This window comes from Rhizobacter sp. P1_G5 (genome assembly GCF_056405435.1).
The window spans coordinates 1-933 of record NZ_JBFUCB010001093.1 but is presented as its reverse complement, the minus strand read 5'-3'; the positions used below and the strand labels follow the sequence as shown (position 1 = coordinate 933).

General features: G+C 65.3%; 2 protein-coding genes. One reads left to right on the top strand and one right to left on the bottom strand.

Annotated elements, in window-relative coordinates; translation table 11 throughout:
- The coding region (gene ku / locus AC1D12_RS34245) for a non-homologous end joining protein Ku (protein ID WP_477845512.1) at positions 1-500 on the bottom strand (500 nt) is incomplete at its 3' end.
- 242 nt (positions 501-742) lie between these two features.
- Here ku and AC1D12_RS34240 point away from each other — a divergent pair.
- A partial coding sequence (locus tag AC1D12_RS34240) for a hypothetical protein (protein WP_490363546.1) occupies positions 743-933 on the top strand: 191 nt, incomplete at its 3' end.

The following is a 933-nucleotide window of genomic DNA, read 5'->3' as shown; positions in this document are numbered from 1 at the left end:
GCCCAGCGCAGCGTGTTCAGCATCAGCGCCGGGCCGCTCGGGATCAGCGCGGCCAGGTGCTCCTTGGTGTGCATCACGACGCGCGCGAKGCCGATCACGCCCGAGGCGAGCATCGCCTCGCGCAGCAGCGCATACACCTTCTCGCCCTTGGCCAGCGGCTCCAGGTAATACGGCCGGTCCAGCAGCGTGAACGGGATCTCGTCGGCATGCGCGAACGATTCGATCTCGATCGTCTGCGTGGTCTTCGGGTACGCGGCCTTGATCTCGTCGTCGCTCAGCACGACGTAGTCGCCGCCCTCCACCTTCACACCCTTCACGATGTGCGCCTTGTCGATCTCGCGGCCGGTGCGCTTGTTGACRCGCTTGTAGCCGACCGGGTCCATCGAGCGCTTGTCGAGCCAGTCGAAGTCGACACCCGATTCCGACGACGCGGGATACAGCGCGACCGGTACATGCACCAGCCCGAAGCTGATGGCACCTTTCCAGATGGCGTGGGGCATGGCGGGACTCCTTGGGACGTGGTTCAGCGAGGTCGACGACGAACCGAGCCTAGGGTCGCCGCAGCGCATGGCACCAGCGGCAGATCGCGCGCGTTGATGTAGGAAGACGCCGGCAGCAAAAAATTTTCTATCCGACTGGACGTCCCGTGCCGGCAGGAGTTCAATGGCCTCGCTGTAATTGGAACCGGTTCCAATGACCGCAGTACAGGGACCGTTTCTGCCACTCAAACGAGGAGACAGACATGAAACAGGTCCCATCACGCGGGTCGGGCCGCGCCTTGGCTTCGGGCATCGGGCTGTCGGCCCTGCTGCTCGCCGGCTGCGGCGGCAACGACACCGCAGCCCCTTCATCCGACACGGCCAAGGAACAGGCGATGGCCGTCACCGCCGGCCGCTACGCGTTGCAAAGCGTCGCCACCGGCCAGTGCATCGG